Origin of the sequence: Aquabacterium sp. UBA2148, from assembly GCF_002328915.1 — a bacterium.
Lineage (GTDB): Bacteria > Pseudomonadota > Gammaproteobacteria > Burkholderiales > Burkholderiaceae_C > Aquabacterium > Aquabacterium parvum.
Map to the genome: position 1 here is coordinate 907 of NZ_DCXA01000221.1, position 241 is coordinate 1,147.

Annotated in this window: 1 protein-coding gene; it reads right to left on the minus strand. The window is 64.7% G+C overall.

Going from position 1 to position 241, the window contains the following annotated elements; translation table 11 throughout:
* Positions 1 to 241 (minus strand): cytidylyltransferase domain-containing protein (locus B2W70_RS12480; protein ID WP_414631059.1); only part of this gene is annotated, 241 nt, incomplete at both ends.

A 241-nucleotide genomic window follows, 5' to 3' on the forward strand; every position in this document is an offset into this window, starting at 1 on the left:
ACGCGGGCGAGGTCTTCAGGGGTGTCCACGCCGGCTCCTGGCGCGTTTTCAGACAGGTGAACCGCGATGCGCTCGCCGTGCCAAAGCACGCGCAATTGCTCGAGCGATTCCACCGTTTCCAGTGGACTGGGTGGCAACTGGGGAAATCGACGCAAAAAGCCTGCCCGATATCCGTAGATGCCAATGTGCCGCAGGGGAGCGCCAGCACCGGTCGCGGGCTGTGCCGCCTGGGGTGCATCTC